This window comes from Pseudomonas sp. TH37 (assembly GCF_016650735.1).
In the GTDB taxonomy this organism is placed as follows: domain Bacteria; phylum Pseudomonadota; class Gammaproteobacteria; order Pseudomonadales; family Pseudomonadaceae; genus Aquipseudomonas; species Aquipseudomonas farris.
Window position 1 is genome coordinate 423,931 of sequence record NZ_JAEKFD010000002.1, and the last position, 23,253, is coordinate 447,183.

The following is a 23,253-nucleotide window of genomic DNA, read 5'->3' on the forward strand; positions in this document are numbered from 1 at the left end:
CATGCGTGAATTCCTGGTCTTTCAGTCCCAGTGGGCCATGCAAGATCACCGCGGCCAATGCGACCTTCCCCTGGAAGCGCAAGTGGAGAAAATCGCCGCCGCCGGCTTCGACGGCATCACCGACCATTTCTGGGTCGTGCCACATGCCGCACGTCTGCATGCCGCCGCCAAGGCGCAGGGCCTGCAAATCGAAGGGCAGGTGTTCCCCCGCACCGTGGATGATCTGGCGGCAGCGATCGATGTCGCGTCCCGCTTCGGCTGCCACCACCTCACGCTGCAAGCAGACGTGAGGCCGCGCACGTTGAAGCAAGCTATCGAACTGATCGAAGGCTGGCAGCGTCTGGCCGAGCAGGTGGACTTTCCTGTTCTGCTGGAAACCCACCGTTATCGCCTCACCAATGACCTGTTGTTCACCCTCGACATTCTCGCTGAAATGCCCGATCTCAAACTGTTGGCTGACTTGTCCCACTATGTCGTGGGCCGCGAACTGCCAGAGCCGGCCACTGCCGAGGACGACGAACAGATCCACACCGTCCTGCGCCACAGTTGGGGTTTTCATGGTCGTGTCGCCAACGGCGAACAAGTCCAGGTGCCCCTGAGCTTCGCCCAGCATCGACCCTGGCTGGAGCGTTTCCTGGGCTGGTGGCGCTATGGGATCGAAGATTGGCTGGCCCGACCGAACACGCCTGACAGCCTGTCCTTCACCTGTGAACTCGGCCCGCCGCCTTATGCCATTACGGGTGCCGACGGACGTGACATCACCGACCGCTGGGCCGAGGCGCTGATGCTTAAGGATGTGATTCGTGAGGTTTGGAATGACTGTCGGGCACGGTCAAATGATGGGGGCTGATTTAACGTTGTGTTAGTACGCCCGGGTGCTCACTACCTTACCGGTGGCTGCATCCTCCAGCCATACTTCCAGCCGATTGAGGCCCACGTACCTTGAGCGTGCCATTATTTTCTGGCCGGGTTTGCCGTCGAACTTCAGGTCCACGAACAGGAAGTGACGGGGTAGACGGTATTCCAGTTGGATGGTGTAGGTGCCCGGCTTCAGCACCGCTCGCTGCGGGGAGTCGTTCTTGTAGTAGTACGTGGAGAACGGGATGTTGCCGACTTTTTTGTCGTTGATCTTTATGATGTTCAGGTCCGGCTGGAGATCGGCATAGTGACGCTGGACCCTGCCCGCATAAGTATCGGTTTCGACCACGGTATAACGCGACTCGTCACCCACCGTGACGGGATCGATGTTGGAGTACGCGGGCATTTCCGCACAACCGTGCAGGCACAACAGTGCGATGACAAACGGCAGGAAGATCTTTCTCATTAATAGAACCTATTATCATCCAAAAAAGTTAACGGCATTTGTCGTGTTCGGGTTTGGCAGACCGTTCAGACGTGATTGCCCACCCGGCTAAACCCGGGACGACGCGCATCTGCAAAATAGCCGCACAGCGCTGCCATACATTTGATTCAGAAGCGCTCGATACCGCACTCTTGGTGCTGGCGGCCACCCATGTAGCCGCTGCATCTAGAAGCGTGTCTTGGCCTCAGTCTCGATGACTGCTTAACGCACAACATCCACTGCAGTGAACGTGTACACGCTATTCGATTTGTCCCACGTCGACTCCAGCGTCAGGGAAACCCCCAAGTCCTCGATAAAGGCATTGGAGGTTTTACTGGTGCCCTGTTCGCACTCAAGCGCGATGGCATCACCGGTCAGCGAGGCGAATACTTGCCGGGCAGGGAAGCGCTGACCCACGGTGCAAGTCGTCGACAGCTTCATGGGTTTGTCGGTTGGCCGGGCAGGTACTTCTTCCATGACCAGGCGAGCGCTCAACGTCTGGCCGGGGCTCCAGCTCGTCGGGGCCTTAACCTCAAGTTCGCGGGTGAGCAACACGCGTCCATCGCCTACGCCGTTCATTTTCGACTTCAACTGAATCAGGCCCGCCTGGGTGAGACGCTCGACGTGGAAGGCTTTGCTGTAGATCTCATTCTTCTTCAGCAAACCGCCGTCTGCGGTGTACTCAACCGTTACCGGACGATCCTTGATGGCATTGCCGGTCCTGGTGGCGTAGGTGTAGCTCAACGTTTTGAATTTCGGTTTGAGCAGAGGCGAGTCGAGGCGCTTGAGCACGTCTTGCGGTACGGCGATATCAGCAAAGCTCGTCTCTGGTTGTGGCTGAGGATAATCAGCCGGCGCGATGTCCGGGCGCAGTTGGGCGAGCATCGCACCGTCAACGGCGCCTTGCACGGAACAACTGACCCGCGACTGAGTGCCCTGTTTGCCTTCCGCCTCGACGATCAAGATGCGTTCCGCACGTTTGCTACCCGGCGCCGTGCCTGGCTGCGGCCGGATGACTCGCCATTGGTCACCGATCTTGAGTTCACTGCGCACATAGGACGAGCCTACATTCTGCAGTTGCCCGGGTTGCTCCATCAGCGGCGCGAGGCGCTTAGCCACTTCGTCTATGCCGCCTTCAACAATGAAGCCCCAGAAATAGTAGTGACCCAGTTGGCCGAGGTCGCTGCTCTCGTCGACATAGGACAACAGTTTCATACCGGCAACGATCGGCGTACCGCGCAGAGGCACCGAATTTTCCGGGCTGTTGCCGCGGTTTTTGACGGTTATCCACGCCGCATCTTTTTCCTGCTTAAGCGGCGCAAGCGCCCCCCAGGCATCGCGGTGGGTGTTCAGGCTGGCGAAGAAACTGGCATCGCAGCGGGTAAAAGCCTTGAGCGTTTCGGTCAACGCGGCATCGCTGGCTTGGGCGACGGTGGGCAGGAGCAGAGCGCAAGCGAGGATCAGAGCAGGGGACGGCAACTTCATCGAACGTGATGTCCTTATCAGTGGGCTGTGCAGAGTGGCGGCATATGGCCATTATCCAGAAATTGGTGGAATTTTCCACTACGCTTTGGGTGTGGTATGGGCCGGATGAGTACAAGTGAGTTCTTGCAGTGTGCGAGGCAATTGCGGGACTTACCTTCTTGGCGATGAACGCCGACGCGCAGCGAGACGCAATCCCTTACGTCGAACGCCTTCGCAATTGCGCTGGACTGACTCCAAGGCGTTGTTTGAAAGCGGTCGTCATGTGCGCTTGGGAGTTAAAGCCGCAGGTGAGTGCGATCTCCGACAGGCTGGCTGTCGAATCGCGCATCGATGCTCGGGCCTTGGCCAGGCGTCGGTCGATTAGATAGCTATGAGGGCTCTTGCCCGTCGCGTTCTTGAATGCGCGCATGAAATAACCTTCGGACAATTCAAGCAACCCCGCCATTGCCTGTATACCCAGTGGGCCGTCGAGGCCAGCATCTATGAATTCATCGAGCAGGCGCATCCGGCTGCCGGTTATAGAGCCTTGGGGCGGCGCCGACGCGTCGATGCCCTCCGCCCGTTCAGCCAATGCGAGTGCCCAGGCTTCACAGTCGTCCTCCACGGAGGCGTGCAACAGCGCGCGGCGCATTCGCAGGGCGAGGTTAACGGCTAGCTGATCAATGCGATTGTTGAATGCCCGGTCACCCAGCAATGAAATACCGTCGGTGCGCATGACCCGCAGGTATTCACCGCCCTTGGGTGACTCGGACAACACATCGCAGCCAGCGGGGACGAACGCCAGTCCATTGGGCATGGCATCGAAGGGGCGCACTCGGTCGCTGCCGATGGCGTGCAAGCCTCGTTGGCTATCGAAGGCAAAGCCGATCGCTGCCTGGGTCGCAACATATCGGGTCGCGTAGGCGGCGCCGGGTAGCAATTCGATCGCCCAGGGCCCTGCCTCGACACGACGAATCGGTTCAGGTACGAGCGAGGTCTGCAGACGGTTTCGAAGGCTCATGAACACCATAGTAGTGAAGAGGGGGCGTAAAAGTCAGGTCAGTTTTTTGAAAGCCGGCGTGACGTGCCCGTGCCTAGACTGGGAAAAGCCTCAGGAAGACAACTCATGCACAAACTGACTCGCGACGATCTCGAACAAGCTGCCCGCCACATATACCAAGTCATGCCTGCCACCGCCCAATACCCTTGGCCACTGCTGGCTGAGCGGTTAGGTTGCACTGTCTGGGTCAAACACGAAAACCACACACCTACAGGCGCTTTCAAAGTGCGGGGTGGCATTACCTTCTTGCACTGGCTGCGGCGCGAACACCCGGGCGTGAAGGGCATTGTCTCCGCTACGCGCGGCAACCATGGTCAGAGCCTGGCGTTGGCGGCAAGCACGCTGGGTTTGAGGGCTTTGATTGTCGTGCCGGAAGGTAATTCGCTAGAGAAGAACAATGCCATGCGCGGCTTTGGCGGCGAAGTGGTTGAGTGTGGTCGCGATTTCGACGAGGCCCGTGAAGAGGCTGCGCGTCTGGCGCAGGTGCATGACCTCTACCTGGTGCCGCCGTTCCACACCGAGTTGGTCAAAGGTGTGGCCACGTATGCGCTGGAGCTGTTCATCGCTGCGCCGGATCTGGATACCGTCTACGTGCCGATTGGCTGTGGATCGGGGATTTGCGGGGTGATCGCCGCCCGCGATGCGCTCGGCCTGAAGACCCAAGTGGTGGGCGTGGTTTCCAAAGAGGCAGCGGCGGCGAAGTTATCGTTTGAAGCTGGGGCAATATGCGAGACCGCCTCGGCAAATACCTTTGCCGATGGCTTGGCCGTGCGCAAGCCAGTTCCCGATGCGTTCGCCATTTACGGGTTAGGTGCGACGCGAATCGTCTCTGTCAGCGATGGCGAGATTGCCGAGGCCATGCGCGTGTATTACACCGATACCCACAACCTCGCTGAAGGGGCAGGTGCGGCTGCGCTGGCAGCGCTGATTCAGGAGCGTGAAATGATGCTGGGCAAAAAGGTGGGTGTGATTCTGTCGGGCGGGAATGTTGACCGGTCGGTGTATGCGAGCGTGATTGCGAGCTCAAGTTTTAAGTCTTGATACTGCTGGCGAATCACAGGGGCGTCCCCGAGCAGGTCACGAAAACGGAGCATTCTTTCGATTTGACTACCAGGAATGCCAATGGCAGCCAGCCTGTTCTAGATCGATGACGACTCAGACATCTCCACCAGCAGTTGCCCAAATGTATTGGCCGCAGGCGTCTTTCCTGTGACGCTCCATATCAGTCTGAAATCAGCATCCAGCAGCGGTGGCAGGCCATATTGCCCGTCAATCACCACCATGCCGGGTTCTAGATCTCCCAGCGGTAGCGCGGTGACGGCAAGCCCCGCCAATACCGCCGCCCGCAGTCCTTGTTGACTTGGAGAGGTAAAGGCGACCCGCCAATTCACGGTGGAACTCGCCAATGCCTCTACGGCCACTTGGCGGTGCATGCAAGGCGCTGGTGCAAACGCCAGCGGCAAAGGGGCCTCGCCGGTAAAGTCGAAACCCTGCGCCGCGGCCCAGACAAATCGGGTTTCGCGCAGCACGGTACCGTCGGCCTGACTGCCCGGCAATGCCATGACCACGGCCAGATCGAGCCCATCGGCATCGACCTGCGCGCGCAGATCGAGGTAGGTGCCAACGGTTACATCCAGACGTACCGCGGGAAATTGTCTGGCGAACCGAGTCAATAACGGCGGCAGGCCGTCGCCGATAAAGTTTTCTGGCACACCGAAGCGCACAGTCCCGGATACCGATGACGTTTCGAAACGCCGGGAGAGGGCGTCTTGTGCTCTGAGGACATGTTCGGCATGACGCAGAAAATCTTCGCCATCTTCTGTCAGCGTCAAACGTCGGGTGGTGCGCACCAGTAGGGTGGTGCCGGCCTGTTCTTCCAGCCGCCGGATCTGATGACTGATCGCTGACTGGCTCAAGTGCATCCGTTCTGCGGCACGAGTGAAACTACCGGTCTCCTTGATTGCGACAAAAGCACGCAACAGAGCTGGGTCGAAGTCCATTTAGTCAACTCATGATGAATATTAATAAAACTTACGAAATTAAATCATTTCTGTCATTTTTTAATTACTTCCAGAATGCGGCCAGTCACTTGGAGTTATGTCTGGTGATGCTGGTGAGGCTATCGCGCCAACTCCCCTTGGGGCGGCCTTGCCAGTGCCCATCAACTTGATCTGGAAGATCACGATGCAGTTCTCTTCTTCGCAAAAAGGATGTTTTCACAATAGCCGCCGTTTGCTTGGCCTCGCTGATGTTCGGCCTGGAAATCTCGAGCGTTCCGGCAATCTTGCCCACACTTGAATCGGTTCTGCGCAGCGATTTCAAAGATATGCAGTGGATCATGAATGCCTACACCATCGCCTGCACCACGGTGCTGATGGCCACCGGCACACTGGCGGATCGGTATGGGCGCAAGCGCGTGTTTGTCATTAGCCTGGTACTTTTCGGCATTACCTCTCTGAGCTGTGGATGGGCGCAAAGCACCAGCGTGTTGATCGCAAGCCGATTTCTGCAAGGCATGTCCGGTGGTGCGATGCTGATTTGTCAGGTGGCAGTGCTGTCTCACCGATTCCAGTCGGGAGCTGCGCGCGGCAAAGCGTTCAGTGCCTGGGGGATCGTGTTCGGCATCGGTCTGGGGTTCGGTCCGATTATCGGCGCAGCTATCGTGGCGTTGTCGAGTTGGGAATGGGTGTTCCTGGTGCATGCGCCAATTGCCGTGCTCGCGCTGGTGCTGGTGATCGCCGGTGTCGATGAGTCACGCGACCCGCAGCGTCGCAGGCTGGATGTGCTGGGCATTATTTCGCTATCGCTGGCAGTGTTGGGTCTTTCCTGGTTCATCACTCAGGGAGCGGGGCTGGGCTTCTCCAGTGGTTCGGCCATCGCCAGCCTGGTTGTGGCAATGGTCAGCTTCATTGTCTTTGTCATCGCACAGCGACGCTATGTCGATCCCATGTTCGACTTCTCTGTATTTCGCATCCGCCGTTTCTCGGGTGCCTTGCTTGGGTCGGCAGGTATGAACTTCAGCTTCTGGCCATTCATGATCTACCTGCCTCTGTACTTTCAAAATAGCCTGGGCTACGCCAGTGTCGGCACCGGTCTGGCACTGCTGGCGTATACGCTGCCGACGCTGGTTATCCCTCCGTTCGGCGAACGGCTGGCGCTGCGCTATCGACCTGACGTGGTGATTCCCGCAGGTTTGTTCACCATAGGTCTGGGATTTCTGCTGATGAAATGGGGCAGCAGTGTCACGCATGCCAGCTGGCTGACGATGCTTCCTGGCTGCCTGATCGCCGGGATCGGACTGGGGTTGACCAATACGCCTGTCACCAATACCACCACTGGATCGGTGCCCAGTGAGCGTGCTGGCATGGCATCGGGCATCGATATCAGCGCTCGTATGATCAGCCTTGCAATCAATATCGCGCTGATGGGATTCATCTTGGTGGAAGGCATCCTGTCTTCCCTGCGCGAGCAGTTATCTGGCTCCTCCGATGATGTTCAACTGAGGTTGCTGGCGGAGAATATTTCAGCCGGCAACAACGCCGTGTTGGCACAGACTGGCCAGGGCACTACGATTCCGGTCGATGTCGCCAACGCAGCTTTGGCCCATGGGTTTGGCTGGGTGATGCTGTATGGCGGTATTGCGGCATGGGTGCTAGTGGCGGCGAGCTGGCTGGTCTTTCACGCAACTGGGCCGTGCCAAGATGGCCGAGACCATGTATCCAGCGAAAAGGCTGGTTAAGACTCGAGCTCTTCGCAACGCCATGCTTGGAGCACAGTGTCGATTGCATTTGATCATGGCTGGGCAGTCCTGCTTCACGCAAAGATTCACGGAGCTGATTCAAATCGCTCGGCCCTACTTTAATCATCCGCATCGTTGCCCCATTAACAGGTTTTTGGCACTCAATGTTTACTGGCTCAATCCTGGCACCGCCCCTAAGGCTTACGCAACAGAAGCAACAACAACGCCGCAGCCGCCAGTCCCGCCCCGACGACGAAGGTGCTGGCTGAGCCCGAAGTCTCCCACAGCGCGCCGGCCAGCACACTGGCGATCAACAGGCACACGCCGCTGATCAGATTGAACAGGCCGAACGCCGTGCCCCTGAGATGTTCGGGCGCGGTGTCGGCGATCAGCGTCGCGAGAATCCCTTGGCTGAAACCCATGTGCAGGCCCCACAGGGCCACGCCCGCCAGCATGCTCATGATCGAATCCGCTTGCGCCAATAACAGGTCCGCCAGGATCAGCAGGACTATGCCGATGCATAGCACTTTGGTGCGGCTGATCCGGTCGGACAACCAGCCGGCAGGGTAGGCGGACACGGCATAGAGCAGCGACATGACCACCATCACCATCGGCACCCAAGTGGCCGTCAGGCCTGTTTGTTGCGCCTTCAAAACCAGAAAGGCTTCACTGAAACGGGCCAGCGTGAAGAGCCCGCCGACGATCACCACCCACCAATAATCGCGCGAAAAATCCCGCAGGACCTTCCAGTGGATAGGTGAGCGAAAGGTGCGTTCGCCAGCGGCAGCGGTCGGTTCTTTTACCCCGCCGACAATCAGCGCCACCGATATCACCGCCGGGATCACCGCGAACCACAACACCAGATGGATCTGCCCGAGCCAGAGCATCAGCAAGATGGCCAGAATCGGACCCAGAATGGCGCCCACGGTGTCCATCGACTGGCGTAAGCCAAAGCAGGCACCGCGGATTTCGGCGGGCGCGATATCGGCGACCAGCGCATCTCGCGGCGCACCACGAATGCCTTTGCCGATGCGATCCAGAAAACGCGCGGTGAACACCACCTCCACCGAATGCGCGAGAGGAAAGAGCGGTTTCGACAAGGCTGCCAGACCGTAGCCCATCAACAGCAAGCCTTTGCGCCGGCCGATAAAGTCGCTGATGGCGCCGGAGAAGATCTTGGTCAGCATGGCGGTCGCCTCGGCGATGCCCTCGATCACCCCGACGGTCAACGCGCTCGCGCCCAAGGTTGTGACCAGAAACACCGGCAGCAGGCTGTGTACCAGCTCTGAAGACAGGTCCATGAACAGGCTGACAAAACCCAGGGCCCAGACCGTGGAGGGGATACGCAGTGAAGCCAGTCTGGGTTTTGAGCGGTTGTCCATGCGGGTTTCCGGGATTGAATGCTCACCGATTGTTTATGTCGCCAACCCCGGCGATCAGGCCTTAAAGATTCTGACTCAAAAAGAGCAACGTATTGCCATGCGCCTCGACCGCCGCCCGTTGGTTGTAGCTGTCACGGTGTGAGCAGTTGAAGCCATGTTCGGCCCCCGGATAAACCTCGATATCGACGTCATCGTTGAACTCGAAACGCTCGGCGATTTGCTTCACGGCGTCGATGGGGATGTGGCTGTCCTGTTCGCCGAAGTGCATCAGCATCGGCACCTTGAGTTCACCGGCCCGATCCAGCTGGTTCTGAATGCCGCCGCCGTAGTAGGCGATCGCCACGTCGACGAAACCGTTGGCCGCAGTGTTGTACGACAGCATGCCGCCGAAACAGAAACCGATGGAAGCGATTCTGCCGTCGAGCCCTGGTTGTGCTTTCAGGGCGTCGATGGCCAGTTTGATGTCGGCCTGCGCTTTTTGGGTGTCGGTGGCATTCATCAGTTCGACGGCGCGTTTCCAGCCTGCTTCGTCGTAGCCCAGTTCGATACGATGGCCGTTGCGCCAGAATAGATCCGGCGCGATGACCAGGTAGCCGTCGGCGGCGTATTGCTCGGCGACCGAGCGGATGTGTTCGTTGACGCCGAAGATTTCCTGAATCAGCACAATCCCCGGACCTTTACGGGTGTGGGGAATGGCCAGGTAAGCGCCGAATGTGCCGTCGGCGCTGGTGATCTCGATCCATTGGGTGGTTACGCTCATGATGGCTCCTTTACATAAGTTGGGTGGGGTATCGAGACGCTGGCGTATCAGCGCTGACTGCGCCGCCAGAAGTATCGAGCCAACAGCGCGTCCACGCTGAGTTTGCCGGCCCCCGAGAGCAGCAACGGCATGAGGGCTGCGAGGTAGATCAGCGGCAGTTTGAAGTTGCCATGGCCTTTATTGCTGATGGCATAACCCTGGGCAAGTTCACTCAATGTAGACCAATCGGCCGGCCAGTGAACGGCAGCGGTCGCAACGATCGTGACCACGGTCAGAATAATCGCCGAGACCCGCGTTCCCAGGCCCACCAGCAGAGCGAGGGCGCAGATCAATTCGGCCCACATCGCCAGTTCCCAGTTCAGCGTGGCGGGCACGTGGTTGAAGGGAAACGGGAAGTTGTGCTGGATGTCGGCGAACCAGTTCTGGCCGTTCCATTTTTCCAGGCCTGACTCGAAAAATTCCCAGGCCAGAAACACCCGCAAGGTCAGGGGCGCGATCCAGCTACCGACACGGTCGAGGTTCAGGTGCAGGCCTTTGATGGCCGATGAGAGAGAAGTGTTCATGGGCGTGAGCTCCGGGATTTGATCGGCGGGGGCCAATCGACAGGTGCATTCATTGTGGGAGGCGGACTGTGGCGAGGGGGCTTGCCCCCGTTCGGCTGCGAAGCAGTCGTAAACCCGTTACATGCGGTTTAACTTTTAAATGCCGGGGCCGCTTCGCGACCCAACGGGGGCAAGCCTCCTCGCCACACAAGCCCGCTCCCACAGGGAATTGTGGTGTTCCAGGGATTTCATTCGGTCAACAGCGCATTCCTGACCGACCGTTTGTACTTCAACGCAATCTTGCCCAGCAGCCGAATGACGATTGCCGAAAACATCAGGCCGAACGGCAGGACGTACCAGGCGCTCATGGGGATGCGTTTGAAGTTGGAATAGGTAAACACCGCCGCGAGCACCCACATGCCGCTGACGTGCAGGGCTTTCCAGGCTTTGGGGCCGATCAGGCGCGCAGTGGTTTTGAATGAGGTCAGTGCCATCAGCAGGATGAACAGGTAACCGACCGAGCCCGGGATGTTGCCGACCGTGGTGCGGCCGGGCCAGAACTCGGGGTTCAATTGGCCGTAGCTGTAGATCAGGATGGCGTGTACCAAGTGGGAAAACGCAAAGGCCAGGCCGATGAAGCGTCGTTCGCGCACCAGCGATCGGGTGAAAGGCGAGGGCACCAGCACAGCCAGCGCGGAGGCGGTGAACGCAGCGAGAAACAGTGCAAACGAAGTGCGTGCGGTGGCGCGAATGGCGCTGCGCGTGGCTTCCACCAGATCCGGGTTCAGCAACAGAATCAGGCCGGTCACCAACAGCACCAGCAAGGACAGCAGGCCAAACAGCGACCAGCTGTGGTAACGGGGAACTTGGGTCATCATGACAACACTCCTGAGCAAGGGCCGACCTGGTTTTGTCGGTGGTCAGCGGACGGCAGGAGTGTTTCAAGCGGGTGTGTGGGGGGTATGTCCGAAAGGTCGCCCGGTGCAAGTTCATGTATCCCGGGCCGCGACAGATACATTCTCATACAAAACTGTGATTCAGCACCGACCAGCAGCGTCTAGCGACAGTGTCCCCGCAATCCTATGGGGCGAGACTTCGGAACCCGGCATGCAAGCGCTGTTGAACGAGATCCTTGACGCAGTCCGACCGTTGATCGGTCAGGGCAAAGTGGCTGACTACATTCCCGCCCTCGGCACGGTGCCGGGCAATCAGTTGGGCATTGCCGTGTATGGCAATGACGGCGAGTTGTTTTGCGCGGGAGACGCCGACACGCCGTTCTCGGTGCAGAGTATCTCCAAGGTATTCAGTCTGGTGCAGGCCATCGACCATTCCGGCGAAGCGATTTGGGAGCGCCTTGGCCACGAGCCGTCCGGGCAGCCGTTCAACTCACTGGTGCAGCTGGAGTTCGAGCGCGGGCGCCCGCGCAATCCTTTCATCAACGCCGGTGCGCTGGTGATCTGCGACATCAACCAGTCGCGTTTTGCCGCGCCGGCGTTGTCGATGCGCGATTTTGTCCGGCGTTTGTCTGGTAACCCGAATGTCATGGTGGACGGCAAAGTCGCCGAGTCGGAATACCAGCACCGCGCGCGCAACGCGGCCATGGCTTATCTGATGCAATCGTTCGGCAACTTCCATAACGACGTCGAAGCCGTGCTGCGCAGCTACTTCAGCCATTGCGCGTTGCGCATGAGTTGTATGGATCTGGCCCGAGCGTTTTGCTTTCTGGCCAACGACGGTTTCTGCAAACACAGCGGCGCCCAGATCCTCAGCGCCCGCCAAACCCAGCAAGTCAACTCGATCATGGCCACCAGCGGGCTGTACGACGAAGCGGGCAATTTTGCCTATCGCGTCGGTCTGCCGGGCAAGAGCGGCGTGGGCGGGGGCATCGTCGCGGTGGTGCCGGGGCAATTCACGGTGTGCGTCTGGTCTCCGGAATTGAACGCTGCCGGCAACTCCCTCGCTGGCATGGCCGCGCTGGAATTGTTGAGTCAGCGGATTGGCTGGTCGGTGTTCTGATGGCATTTCTTGACTAGCGCTCGATGACCGCTACCGTGAAGCAGGCATTCTTTGACTCACCCGAACGGGTGAAGGGGCGGGTGACTTCATGGTGAATTTCGGTTCCGCGCTTCTAGTCTTCAATGACCCGGACACTCATATGCGCAAAGGGTTGTCTGCCGTGGTCCAGATAGGCGACACCCTGTGGGTCGCCAATGATGAATCCTTGAGTCTGGAGCGCTTCACCTTGCGTGAGCGCGTCGGTGCGGGCGAGTTTCTGTTTGACCAGCACAAACAATTCCCGTTGGCGTCCCTGTTGACGCTGCCGGTCATCCCGACGATTGGCGAAGAATTCGTTGAAGCAGACCTGGAAGGCATGAGTTACGACCGCGACACGGGGTATCTCTGGGTTGTGGGGTCTCATAGCCTGAAACGGAAAAAACCCGATAGCACCAAGTCCCTGAAGAAAAACGCCGAGCGTCTGGCAACTGTCAGCAGCGATGGCAATCGTTTTCTCCTGGCCAGGATTCCGGTGGTCGAAGAAAACGGGACGTTCACTTTGGTGAAGAGCACCGCCGGCGATGATCGGGTTGCCGCCCAATTGGCCGGCAATCAACTGGGTAACGAATTACTCGATGAGCTCAAGGACGACGAGCATGTGGGGGCATTTCTGCACATTCCCGGCAAGGACAACGGGTTCGATACCGAAGGTCTTGAGATCAACGGCAAGCGTGTTTTTATCGGGTTGCGAGGGCCGGTGTTGCGGGGCTGGACCATTGTTCTGGAGGTCGAACCCGAAGACCATCCCGATGCTGCTCACACACTGACGCTGAAAAAAATCGGGCCCAAGGGGCGCAAATATCGAAAGCATTTTCTCCAGCTGGATGGACTCGGCGTCAGGGACTTATGCATCGATGGTGACGACATGTTGATCCTGGCCGGGCCGACGATGAACCTCGACGGGCCTGTCAGCTTATTTCGATGGCACGACGGCGCCAGGCCAACAGACGAAAGTTTTGTCTTCAGCGAACAATTGACGCCGGTTCTGGAGGTTCCTTACGGACAAGGAGAGGATAAAGGCCGCGATCATGCCGAAGGAATGACCTTTGTCAGCACCTCCGGTGTAGAAGAGCCCTTGCTGCTGGTGGTCTATGACGCAAACGCCGCGTGGCGCAAACAGGGGAGCAATCGCCTGGAGCAAGATGTATTTCGACTTGCGAAAAAGTAACCGCCACTGCACCCCGGTGAATGACGCTCCACGGATTTTCCTATACATTTTCTGGCCGCTCTCCTGCATGGTGAAACCGTTTCATGTCTCTTGCGCTCGAACGTCTAGTCGCTGGCACGCCAATCCCTTTTGCCGGTAATCGTGTCACTGTCGTCAGCCCCGAACTGGCGGCGCGCTTTCAGCCCGGCGACCATCTGCTGGTGGAGCAGGTCAGCGGCGAGTTGTTGCTGATCCCGGTGGCGGACCAGCAAGCGGCGGCGGTCGCCATCGAACGCGCTGAAGCGGCGTTCGCTGCGATGTCCGGCGTCTCGGATCAGGCCATCAGCGAGTTCTTCGATCACTTTGCCCAACGCCTGGAAACGCCTGAATGCTGGGCCTTGATTGCGGTCGCCAACCTGGCCGACATCGAGCGGGCCAAGGCGCGCGGGCGCTCCACCACGCGGTTGCTCGCCGATGAGCGCATGCGCGGCGACATGATCGCCGGCCTCAGGGCCTGGCGTGATGCACCGGCCACCCGCGGCAAGGTTGTGAGTTGCGTCGAACACGACGGCTGGAAAGTCGAGCAAGTGGTGTCGCCGCTGGGCATCGTCGCGTTCGTGTTCGAAGGTCGGCCGAATGTCTTTGCCGACGCCGCCGGTGTATTGCGTACCGGTAACACCGCGGTGCTGCGCATTGGCAGCGATGCGTTGGGCACCGCCCAGGCCATCGTCACCCACGCATTGAATCCTGCATTGGCTGATGCCGGATTGCCGACCGGCGCAGTTTCGCTGGTGGAAAGCGTCAATCACGCCGCTGGTTGGGCGATGTTCGCCGACCGACGCCTGTCATTGGCTGTGGCCCGTGGTTCGGGACGTGCGGTCAGCCAGTTGGGCAGCATCGCGCAACAGGCCGGCACCGCGGTCAGCCTGCACGGCACCGGTGGCGCGTGGCTGATCGCCGACAAGGACGCCGATGCCCAGCGCTTTGCCGCCGTGGTGCGCAACTCGCTGGACCGCAAAGTCTGCAACACCCTGAACGTCTGCCTGATCCACCGCGACCGCGCAGCCGAGCTGGTGCCGCTGTTTCTCGACGCACTGCAACAGGCCGGCACCGCTCGGGGCCAGGGCTGCAAGTTGCATATCGTCGAGGGTAGCGAGCAGCATTTGCCAACCGATTGGCAGACCGCGAGCGTCGAGGTGTACCGCGCCGAAGGCTATCAGACCGAAGCGTTGGCCGAACCGCTGCCCGAGGATCAATTGGGCCGCGAGTGGGAATGGGAAGAAACCCCGGAAGTCAGCCTGAAGATCGTCGACGACCTGGACCAGGCCATCGCTTTGTTCAACCGCTACAGCCCGCAGTTCACCGTGTCGCTGATCAGTGAAGATGCACTGGCGCAGGAGCGTTTCTACAACGCGGTCAACACGCCTTTTGTCGGCAACGGGATTACTCGTTGGGTCGATGGACAGTACGCGCTGAACAAGCCAGAGTTGGGGCTTTCGAACTGGGAGAGTGGGCGCCTGTTTGCGCGCAGCGCGATTCTCTCGGGGGATGGCGTATTTACCATCCGTAGCCGCATGACGCAGACGGATCTGTCGGTCAAACGCTGAAACGGCACTCCAGAACAGCCGCGTAAACCTGTGGGAGCGCGGCTTGCCCGCGAAGAACGATGACGCGTTATACCTGAAAAAACGCGGTGCATTCTTCGCGGGCAAGCCACGCTCCCACAGGATATTCGTCGCTCTTATATCTTACCGGCATCAGGGAAAGCCCCCCGACCGCAGGCAACGGCCGCACTATACTTAATGTGTGTCCGTGTCTGCGGTGGGGCGGGCGGCGCATCTGTTTACGTGAGGGAGAGTTGCGTCATGAAACTTCATTCCTTTCAACATTACTCTCATGATCTGGAAGCGGTCGTTCACGATGCGTGGATTACCACCAGAGTGAAGTCGGCCCTGGCATTGGCCGACTCAACCCTTGGCCTGCATGTCCATGTCAAAACCCATGCGGGCAGGGTGGCATTGAGCGGCCGCGTCAACACCCACAGGCAGTGTGAGCATGCTGTTGCTCTGGCCCGCTCGGTTCATGGTGTCGTCGACATCGATGCCAGCGAACTGCTCACTCATGTGTTCACGCCGGGCAGTTTTCCAGAAGCGCCCAATGCTGAAGACACGCCTGAACGTCGGCCACCATCGTCAGCAAAGACGGACGACAAATGACAAGGATGATCTTGTGAGTATCACATTCCCGGTCGGGAACCGAGGACGGGTGTAGTCGCGCGCGTGCTCACTTTGTAACGCTGGCGCAGCTCGGGCAGACGAGCCCTTCAGGCGGCTTTGACCGCTTGGCCATACACTGCACAGGTGTCCGGGTGCTCGGCCAGCGACACGAAGTTGCGACGGCTGGCATCCAGAGCATCGACCGAACCGGTCTCGATGTCATAAACCCAACCATGCAGATTCAGCAGGCCTTTTTCCTGGGCCAGGCGCACGCTCGGGTGAGTCTGGATATTCGCCAGTTGGGCGATGACATTTTCCCGGACCATCGAACTTACCTTGGCTGCGTCGCTGGCGTGAGGGCGGGAATCGTTGATCACCTTGGCCGACTCGGCGTGTTGCAACCAGCCGCTGACGGCGGGCAGGTGATCCATGCATTTGCACTGGGCGATGGCGGTCATGGCGCCACAGTCCGAATGCCCGCAGATGACGATGTCGGTCACGCCCAATACCGCGACCGCATATTCGACCGTGGCCGACACACCGCCGGGATGCGGACTGTAAGAGGGCACGATATTGCCGGCATTGCGCACCACAAACAGTTCGCCGGGCTCTTGCTGGGTCAGCAGTTCCGGCACCACACGACTGTCGGAACAGGTGATGAACAAAGTGCCGGGATGCTGGGTGGTGGCCAGGTGTTTGAACAGGTCGGTACGTTGGACAAAGGCTTCGTTCTGGAACTTCAATAAACCTTCGATGAGCGCTTTCATGATTGCGTCCTTGTGTCTGAGTCGGGTAACTGTTCTGTAGCAGCTGTCGAGCCCGCGAGGCTGCGTCCGGCTGCGAAGCAGACGCATAGGTCGGCGAGGACTTCGTCCTCGAACGCAGCCTCGCGGGCTCGGCAGCTGCTACAGGTATCGCGTTCTAAAGGTGGCCAGTGGGTGCGGGCCGATATCAATTTAGAACGGACGCAATGGCAAGAACTTGCCGTCCAGAGTAATCACTGCGCGAGAACCACCTTCCGGGTCTTCAACTTTCTTCATGTCCAGCTTGAAGTTGATCGCGCTGATGATGCCGTCGCCGAATTGCTCGTGAACCAGGGCTTTGAGCGTGGTGCCGTAGATCTGGATCATTTCGTAGAAGCGGTAGATGGTCGGATCGGTCGGGACACCCGCGAGGCTGCCGCGCAGCGGAATGATCTGCAGGCGGGCCACGGCGTCGGCGTCCAGTTCGAGTTTCTCGCCGATCACCTTGGCGGCGGCTTCCGGCAGCGGATGCTGGCCGAGCAGGGCGGCGGTGACGTAGGCCAGGCCCAGGCCGGTGCCATCGCTCAAATCCTGCCAGGACAGATTCTTGCGTGCCTTGGCATCGAGGATCGAAGTGGTCAGGGCCAGACTCGGGTCCTGGTAAGCGTGGGACTGTTGCATGGTGTGACTCCTATCGGTTGTGGCTGGAAAGTGGAGCAATCTTCGGTCGATTGATCCATAGCGTCCAAGACCGATATACAATGCTTCGCATAAGCCCTGCCTATAGATGGTGTGCCCCATGCTGCTCCGACATTTGCGCTACTTGCTGGCAGTCGCCGACCACGGCGGCTTTACCCGCGCCGCCGAGGCATTGCACGTCTCCCAACCGACGCTGTCCCAGCAGATCCGGCAACTGGAGGAAACGTTGGGCGTGAGCTTGTTCGACCGCACCTCGCGCACAGTCAAACCGACCGATGCGGGGCTGGCCTATATCGAAAGTGCCCGTCGGGTATTGGTAGAACTTGAAGCAGGGAAACGCGCGCTGCATGACGTGAAGGACTTGTCTCGCGGCACTTTGCGATTGGCTATGACGCCAACGTTCATGGCGTATCTGGTGGGGCCATTGGTGCGCGACTACGTGGCGAAGTTTCCGAACATCCATCTGCAGATTTTCGAGTTATCGATGGATGACATCGAGGCCGGATTGCTCGATGACTCGCTGGACATCGCCATTGCCTTTACCCCGGTGAGAAGCCCCGACATCGAGTGCGTGCCGGCGTTTGTCGAGACGTTGGGCGTAATGGTCGGGCGCAGTCATCCGTTGTACGAGCGCCAGAGCCCGCTATCGGCTAAGGAGGTGGCGCAGCTGGAGTTCGCGTTGCTGACGCCGGACTTCATCACCCGATCCTCCATCGACGGGTATTTTCGGCAACAGAACATCACGCCCAAGGTGGCGATCGAGGTGAACTCGGTGAGTACGCTGTTGGAGGTCATTCGTCACGCGCCGATGGCCACCATCCTGCCGGAACCCATCGCTACTGCGGAACGGGCATTGCGCAAAATTCCGCTGCAGGGGGAGGCGCCCAACCGAGGGGCCGCGCTGCTTCGGCGCAAAAACAACTATCACAGTGCGGCGTCGGTGGCCTTTATGGATCTGGTGTTGGGCGCGGCTGCGGTCGAGTCGGCGAAGTCAGTCATCCACTGATTGGCACAGCCCATTGGGAGCCTTGCCGGTGGAGGACACGGTCACCGAATCGTCATCGGCGAGGATGATCGAGATCGTGATGCCCGAACCCCTGGCTTCGAAGTGGCGATCGTTGATGGCTTTGGTTACCGCCTCTTTGCTGTTGATCAATACCGGACCGTCCTGATCCGCATGGACGACAACTTTACCGGGGCAGTCCACATCGAATGAGGGAATGCCAGGGAGGGTGTTCGCATGGGCAACATTTGCCATCGCCAACACTATGAATGTCAGGATTCTGTTCATCGCAAGCCTCCAAGGATCCAGCAGGGCATACGGTTAACCATAGCTTTGTTTGGTGCGCACGAGACAAACGAAAAGGCCCCGCTCGATATTCCGAGCGGGGCCTTCTTTCATTACTGAGGGGGGATATCAATACAACCGATCAATCACCCGAACTTCGTTCTGGTTCTGCATCGATGCCCACGCCTGTTTCAGCGTTTGCAGCACATTCCCGATGAAGTCTTTGTCGGCCGCGGCTTTCTTGCCGACATAACCCTGGCCGCGACGGTACATCTTCAGTCGGGCGAGCAGGTTCTGGTTGCTCCGGTCGAACTCTTCTTCGTGGGCATGGGGCGACAGGCAGTCGATATGAACCTGGCCCGATTTGCTGATCCACAGAATATGGCTGTCCTGGCTGTCTTTTTGCGCAGCGAACAAACGAGCCAGTTCATCGATAGTAGGTTGATTGTTCAGATTCATTGTAAGCCCCTTGACCATTTGGTGATCTTTCAAAGTTGATTCGCTAATACAAGTAGCCCATCGGTTAGTTGATCCCTGGCACCGAAACCAGGACGTCAGCGGTCGGCCGTCAATACGACGGGGTCTCGCGTCTGTTGCATGTAGTCGTGTTGAATAACTGCTACGCAATAGCGTCACAACGAAGAGAAGCAGCGAAAACCTGGAGGCCACTGCCGACGTTTTCAGGGTCGGCCACAAGCTTCATGAGGATTGATCGCTAGCGATTCTCGTCCTTTGTACTGGACGTTCAGGCCAGGTCAGCTTCTTCAATCTGCCTTGTGGGCAGCGTGTATCCGGGAAAAACAGCTCGGCGGTCAGACGAGCTTGCTCAAACGTGTTACCTGCACTCCCGATCGGGGAGATGTCTGCATCATGCAAGGGCAAATCGGAGGCGTCAACGGTTTTGTAGTGATTATTTTTGCTCACTACATATTGTCGGACAAAGTGGTTTTGGAATTAGAAAGTCGGGTGTAGCTAGCGATTGGAGGCTGTGATGTCACAGAATCGCCAAGATCGCAGCCTTCGGCAGCTCCTACCCCGGCCCTGTAGGAGTTGCCGAAGGCTGCGATCTTTTAAAGCGGTAAACGGTGCACGGATAACCGTCGATCGGCAGGTGATGCAGGGTGAATTCACCGCCCGTGAGATCAGGTATCACTTTGGCCCAGAACAGCCGTGCAGGCTGGTTGGCATCGATGTGGAAAATCTGCCATTGACCGGGGAGCCGGTTCAAGAGGGCAGAGACGACAAACCTCGCGACGCCTTGGCCACGAAAGCGTCGACTGACAAAAAAGTAGCCGATGTTGTGCTCCGCGCCGACGATATGGGTTTCGTTATCCACGGTCACGAAACCGGCAAGCTCGCCGTCGACCTTGATCAGAAATGGCCTGGTTGCCGGGTTGCGCCAGTAATCAAGCTTGGGCTGGATGTTGAAGAAGCCATGTTCTCCGAGTTTCAGCGGCAGCCATTCGCTGAAATCGTAGAGGTAGAACTGCATCAGGTTTTCGATGGTTTCCAGTTCGTCGCGCTGAGCGGCGTGCAGTTCTATTGAGGGCTGGCTTCTGATTGTCGTCATGGTCGTACCTTTTCAGAAAGCAGGGCTGTTGCCTGATGCCAATCAGTGTAGGAGCTGCCGAAGGCTGCGATCTTTTGATCTTGCCATTGCCTGTACCCGATCAATCAGCAAAGCCAAAATCAAAAGATCGCAGCCTTCGGCAGCTCCTACATGTCCTCTTCACGCCCTCAGCCTTTGTTTCAACTTGGTTTCGCCGCACGTTTGGTGCCGGTCGAGGGCTTGCGTTTGGCCGGTTTGCGTTTGTTTTTCCACGGTGTGGCGCCGCGCCCGGCCGGGCTTGCCGGCCCGCTGATGGTCAGGTTCAGGCCGGCGCAACGGGCCACTTGCTTGCTCATCCATGCAGCCTGTTTGGTGACGAATTCTTCCAGGCTCATTTCACCGCTCTGCACCATGTCCAGGGCCTGTTCCCAGATTGCCGTGGTTCCGGGATCGGCTATGGCGCGCGGCACGGCGTCGATCAGGCTGAACGCTGCTGGCGTCGCGGCCAGGGCCTTACCGTTCTTGATCAGGTAGCCGCGGTCCAGCAGGCCCTGGATGATCGAGGCGCGGGTGGCTTCTGTGCCGATGCCGGTGGTGTCCTTGAGCTTTTGCTTGAGCAGCGGATCTTCCACCAGTTTGGCGACGTTCTTCATCGCCTTGATCAGATCGCCTTCGGTGAACGGCTTGGGCGGTTGGGTCCAGAGGTCCTTGAGCTTCACATCGGCCACCGCGCAGTCACGCCCTTCGACCAGTGCCGGCAGTGTTTGCGGCGTCGGTGCTTCGCGCCCCTTGGCAGGCGCGAGAGCCTCGGGCAGGGCGCGTTTCCAGCCGGGCTCGACAATCTGCTTGCCCACGGCGCGCAAGGCTTCACCGGCACAGTCGAAGTCGGCCTGAGTCCGGTCGTACTCATGGTTGGGCAGGAACTGCGCCAGATAACGCGCACGAATCAGGGTGTAGACCGCCCGTTGCTTGCCCACCAGTCGCTCGAGGTTTTTCGCCGCCGCCGTGGGGATGATGCCGTGGTGAGCGCTGACCTTGGCATCGTTCCAGGCCCGTGAGCGGCGCTGGGGCTCCAGGTGATCGTGCAAGGCGTTCAGGGCCGGGTCGGCTTGCCGAAGCGCCGCCAGAATACCCGGGGCTTCGCTGTGCTGACTCAGGGGTAGGTAGCCGCAGTCGCTACGCGGGTAGGTAATGACTTTGTGGGTTTCATACAGTGCCTGGGCGATATCGAGGGTTTCCTGAGCACCGAGCCCGAGCTTCTTCGAACAGACTTCCTGCAACGTGCCCAGGTCGAACGGCAAAGGCGCGACTTCGCGCATCCGCTCGGTGCGCAGTTTGATCACCCGCGCGCTCGCCGCACCGCCAATGGCCGCAGCCGCTTTCTGAGCCAGCGCCTGATTCAGGCAGCGGTCCTGATCGTCGCAAACGTCGGAGGCCGCACGCCATTGGGCGGTGAACGCGGTGCCGTCGTGCAGCAGTTGCACATCGATCGCCCAATAAGCGACCGGGACGAAATCGGCAATGCTGCGGTCGCGGTCCACCACCAGGCGCAAGGTTGGTGTCTGCACCCGACCGACCGGCAATACACCCTGATAGCCGGACTGACGCCCCAGCAGGGTGAACAGCCGACTCATGTTCATTCCGATCAGCCAGTCGGCCCGGGAGCGCCCCAATGCCGAATGATAAAGGCTGAACGTCTCGGCCCCAGGCTTGAGCGCCGCCAGGGCCTTGCGGATCGATGCGTCGTCCAGCGCCGACAGCCACAGCCGCCGGATCGGCCCGCGATAACGGCAATGCTCCACCAGTTCCCGGGCGATCATCTCGCCCTCACGGTCGGCGTCGGTCGCAATCACCAGTTCACTGGCCTCGCCGAGCAAGCGTTTGACCGCCTTGTACTGGCTGGCCGTGCGCGGTTTGACGGTCATCTTCCACTTTTCGGGAATGATCGGCAGATCCGCCAGCACCCAGCGCTTGTAACGCGCGTCATAGGCATCCGGCGGTGCGGTTTCCAGCAGATGGCCGATGCACCAGGTCACCGTGACGCCCGTTCCCAGCCAGCAGCCGTCGCCCCGGCGCTTGGCGCCGAGCACGGCCGCGATGTCTTTGGCCTGGGAGGGTTTTTCACAGAGGTACAGCTGCATAACCACCATCATCAATCAGTGTCCGAGAGGTGCACAGAATGGCGGCTGATGAGCGATGGAGCAATCTTTATCTGTATGGATGTACAGCTTAAGCTGTTGCGCTTGATGACAGCGGTCAATCCACCACAAACAACCTGGCGCCAATGGCGGTGGATGAGCGATGCGCTTCGGCATTGTCCGCCACTTGATAGCTCATGCCCGGCGTGAGAACGAAGACTCGACCATCTTCCAGTTCGGTGTGCAGTTCTCCCTCCAGGCAAAACAGCACATGCCCCTTTGAGCACCAGTGATCGGCCAGATACCCCGGCGTGTATTCGACGATACGCGCACGAATCGCGCCGAACTGCCGGGTACGCCACAGGGCGCTGCCAGTCTCGCCCGGGTGTTCGGTGGGTTCGATTTGCGACCAGTCGGTGGTGCCGAAGGGGATGTTGGCAATGTCCATGCTGCTCTCCTGATGGGGCGTGCTGTTTTGGGACCTCACTGTAGCCCAAGCAAGCTCCGTTCGGCTGTGAAGCAGTCGCGAGGCCGAAACATGAGGTATACCTGTCGGAGCGCGGATACAGCGCAGCAGCGACAGAGGATCCTACTCTATGAAAGCCCCCGGACCCGGTAATCCCATCGCCATCAGCCCTCAACCCGGCTGCGTGGTGGTGAAGTTCCATGGCATTCAAGTGGCGTCATCCACTCGGGCGCTGGTCATGCATGAGGCCAATTATCCTCCGGTGTACTACATCCCCCGGGAGGACATCGCCGAACAATATTTCGCCCGCACCGACCACACCAGCTATTGCCCGTACAAGGGCGATGCCAGCTATTTCAGCCTGCAAATCCCCGGGCATGAAGGTGCCAATGCGGTATGGAGTTATGAGCACCCGAAGGTGTCAGTCGCGCAGATTGGCGGGTATGTGGCGTTTTATCCTGAAGAAGTGACGTTTGAGGTGCTTGATACCTGAGGTTGTAGCAGCTGCCGAGCCGGCGAGGCTGCGTTCGGCTGCGAAGCAGTCGTGAATTCGGCTAGCGCGGTCTGCCTGACGTACCGCAATCTTTGGTTTTACGACTGCTTCGCAGCCTCGCTGGGGCTCGACAGCTGCTACAGCCGAACGCAGGCTTCGCCAGCTGCTAC

23 protein-coding genes and 1 pseudogene are annotated in these 23,253 nt (G+C 59.1%); 9 read left to right on the top strand and 15 right to left on the bottom strand.

What is annotated here, in order from left to right; all coding sequences use genetic code 11:
• Window position 1 precedes the first annotated feature (1 nt).
• Window positions 2–850 carry a hypothetical protein gene (locus JFU11_RS07045; RefSeq protein WP_201060198.1) on the top strand — a complete coding sequence of 283 codons (849 nt, stop codon included), beginning with the start codon at window positions 2–4 and terminating at the stop codon, window positions 848–850.
• Between the two features lie 12 nt (window positions 851–862).
• Here JFU11_RS07045 and JFU11_RS07050 read toward each other — a convergent pair whose 3' ends face one another.
• From JFU11_RS07050 to JFU11_RS07060, 3 genes are all read right to left on the bottom strand, one after another.
• Window positions 863–1,324, bottom strand: coding sequence for a hypothetical protein (locus JFU11_RS07050; RefSeq protein ID WP_038983767.1), 462 nt, complete (start codon window positions 1,322–1,324; stop codon window positions 863–865).
• Between the two features lie 240 nt (window positions 1,325–1,564).
• On the bottom strand, window positions 1,565–2,827 hold the full coding sequence (locus tag JFU11_RS07055; protein WP_201060199.1) for a hypothetical protein: 1,263 nt from the start codon (window positions 2,825–2,827) through the stop codon (window positions 1,565–1,567).
• Between the two features lie 196 nt (window positions 2,828–3,023).
• A complete protein-coding gene (locus JFU11_RS07060) occupies window positions 3,024–3,827 on the bottom strand; it encodes an AraC family transcriptional regulator (RefSeq protein WP_201060200.1) in 804 nt (267 codons plus the stop codon).
• 105 nt (window positions 3,828–3,932) lie between these two features.
• Between JFU11_RS07060 and JFU11_RS07065 the strand changes: the two genes are divergently transcribed.
• Window positions 3,933–4,907, top strand: a complete 975-nt coding sequence (locus JFU11_RS07065; protein WP_201060201.1) for a threonine dehydratase — start codon at window positions 3,933–3,935, stop codon at window positions 4,905–4,907.
• A 98-nt stretch (window positions 4,908–5,005) separates the two neighbouring features.
• Here JFU11_RS07065 and JFU11_RS07075 read toward each other — a convergent pair whose 3' ends face one another.
• Window positions 5,006–5,866, bottom strand: a complete 861-nt coding sequence (locus tag JFU11_RS07075) for a LysR family transcriptional regulator (RefSeq protein ID WP_123719137.1) — start codon at window positions 5,864–5,866, stop codon at window positions 5,006–5,008.
• Between the two features lie 184 nt (window positions 5,867–6,050).
• Between JFU11_RS07075 and JFU11_RS07080 the strand changes: the two are divergent.
• Window positions 6,051–7,605, top strand: a pseudogene (locus JFU11_RS07080) (MFS transporter).
• 194 nt (window positions 7,606–7,799) lie between these two features.
• On the opposite strand, the gene JFU11_RS07085 reads toward JFU11_RS07080, so the two are convergent.
• From JFU11_RS07085 to JFU11_RS07100, 4 genes are all read right to left on the bottom strand, one after another.
• Window positions 7,800–8,987: an MFS transporter gene (locus JFU11_RS07085; RefSeq protein ID WP_201060203.1), complete on the bottom strand. Its 1,188-nt coding sequence runs from the start codon at window positions 8,985–8,987 to the stop codon at window positions 7,800–7,802.
• Between the two features lie 61 nt (window positions 8,988–9,048).
• The gene (locus tag JFU11_RS07090; RefSeq protein WP_201060204.1) at window positions 9,049–9,747 is read right to left on the bottom strand and encodes a dienelactone hydrolase family protein; all 699 of its coding nucleotides are present in this window, start codon (window positions 9,745–9,747) and stop codon (window positions 9,049–9,051) included.
• Window positions 9,748–9,794: 47 nt separating this feature from the next.
• Window positions 9,795–10,310, bottom strand: a complete 516-nt coding sequence (locus JFU11_RS07095; protein ID WP_201060205.1) for a DoxX family protein — start codon at window positions 10,308–10,310, stop codon at window positions 9,795–9,797.
• A 227-nt stretch (window positions 10,311–10,537) separates the two neighbouring features.
• Window positions 10,538–11,167, bottom strand: a complete 630-nt coding sequence (locus JFU11_RS07100) for a ferric reductase-like transmembrane domain-containing protein (RefSeq protein WP_201060206.1) — start codon at window positions 11,165–11,167, stop codon at window positions 10,538–10,540.
• Window positions 11,168–11,396: 229 nt separating this feature from the next.
• Here JFU11_RS07100 and glsB point away from each other — a divergent pair, with 229 nt between their 5' ends.
• The 4 genes from glsB (at window position 11,397) to JFU11_RS07120 (ending at window position 15,707) form a co-directional block, all read left to right on the top strand.
• Window positions 11,397–12,305, top strand: a complete 909-nt coding sequence (gene glsB, locus JFU11_RS07105; RefSeq protein ID WP_201060207.1) for a glutaminase B — start codon at window positions 11,397–11,399, stop codon at window positions 12,303–12,305.
• 88 nt (window positions 12,306–12,393) lie between these two features.
• The gene (locus JFU11_RS07110) at window positions 12,394–13,512 is read left to right on the top strand and encodes a DUF3616 domain-containing protein (protein WP_201121247.1); all 1,119 of its coding nucleotides are present in this window, start codon (window positions 12,394–12,396) and stop codon (window positions 13,510–13,512) included.
• Between the two features lie 83 nt (window positions 13,513–13,595).
• The gene (locus tag JFU11_RS07115; protein WP_201060209.1) at window positions 13,596–15,098 is read left to right on the top strand and encodes an aldehyde dehydrogenase family protein; all 1,503 of its coding nucleotides are present in this window, start codon (window positions 13,596–13,598) and stop codon (window positions 15,096–15,098) included.
• Window positions 15,099–15,356: 258 nt separating this feature from the next.
• Window positions 15,357–15,707 carry a BON domain-containing protein gene (locus JFU11_RS07120; protein ID WP_123719146.1) on the top strand — a complete coding sequence of 117 codons (351 nt, stop codon included), beginning with the start codon at window positions 15,357–15,359 and terminating at the stop codon, window positions 15,705–15,707.
• A 107-nt stretch (window positions 15,708–15,814) separates the two neighbouring features.
• On the opposite strand, the gene JFU11_RS07125 is transcribed toward JFU11_RS07120, so the two are convergent.
• Together JFU11_RS07125 and cynS are read right to left on the bottom strand one after the other, a co-directional pair.
• On the bottom strand, window positions 15,815–16,474 hold the full coding sequence (locus JFU11_RS07125; protein ID WP_123719147.1) for a carbonic anhydrase: 660 nt from the start codon (window positions 16,472–16,474) through the stop codon (window positions 15,815–15,817).
• A 189-nt stretch (window positions 16,475–16,663) separates the two neighbouring features.
• Window positions 16,664–17,131 carry a cyanase gene (cynS, locus tag JFU11_RS07130; protein ID WP_123719148.1) on the bottom strand — a complete coding sequence of 156 codons (468 nt, stop codon included), beginning with the start codon at window positions 17,129–17,131 and terminating at the stop codon, window positions 16,664–16,666.
• 118 nt (window positions 17,132–17,249) lie between these two features.
• Here cynS and cynR point away from each other — a divergent pair, with 118 nt between their 5' ends.
• Entirely contained in the window at window positions 17,250–18,155 is a 906-nt protein-coding gene (gene cynR, locus JFU11_RS07135; RefSeq protein WP_123719149.1) for a transcriptional regulator CynR, read from the top strand.
• Here cynR and JFU11_RS07140 read toward each other — a convergent pair.
• The 5 genes from JFU11_RS07140 to JFU11_RS07160 all read right to left on the bottom strand — a co-directional run bounded on the left by JFU11_RS07140 (window position 18,141) and on the right by JFU11_RS07160 (window position 22,572).
• The gene (locus JFU11_RS07140) at window positions 18,141–18,440 is read right to left on the bottom strand and encodes a hypothetical protein (RefSeq protein WP_008072021.1); all 300 of its coding nucleotides are present in this window, start codon (window positions 18,438–18,440) and stop codon (window positions 18,141–18,143) included. The genes cynR and JFU11_RS07140 overlap by 15 nt on opposite strands.
• 126 nt (window positions 18,441–18,566) lie before the next feature.
• Window positions 18,567–18,896 carry a hypothetical protein gene (locus tag JFU11_RS07145; protein ID WP_123719150.1) on the bottom strand — a complete coding sequence of 110 codons (330 nt, stop codon included), beginning with the start codon at window positions 18,894–18,896 and terminating at the stop codon, window positions 18,567–18,569.
• Window positions 18,897–19,467: 571 nt separating this feature from the next.
• A complete protein-coding gene (locus JFU11_RS07150) occupies window positions 19,468–20,007 on the bottom strand; it encodes a GNAT family N-acetyltransferase (RefSeq protein ID WP_201060210.1) in 540 nt (179 codons plus the stop codon).
• A 179-nt stretch (window positions 20,008–20,186) separates the two neighbouring features.
• Window positions 20,187–22,127 (bottom strand): DNA topoisomerase III, encoded by a 1,941-nt coding sequence (locus JFU11_RS07155; RefSeq protein WP_201087374.1) that lies wholly within the window; start codon window positions 22,125–22,127, stop codon window positions 20,187–20,189.
• Window positions 22,128–22,242: 115 nt separating this feature from the next.
• Window positions 22,243–22,572: a DHCW motif cupin fold protein gene (locus tag JFU11_RS07160; protein WP_007907062.1), complete on the bottom strand. Its 330-nt coding sequence runs from the start codon at window positions 22,570–22,572 to the stop codon at window positions 22,243–22,245.
• 148 nt (window positions 22,573–22,720) lie between these two features.
• Here JFU11_RS07160 and JFU11_RS07165 point away from each other — a divergent pair, with 148 nt between their 5' ends.
• A complete protein-coding gene (locus tag JFU11_RS07165; RefSeq protein WP_007907061.1) occupies window positions 22,721–23,083 on the top strand; it encodes a DUF427 domain-containing protein in 363 nt (120 codons plus the stop codon).
• Window positions 23,084–23,253: the final 170 nt, after the last annotated feature.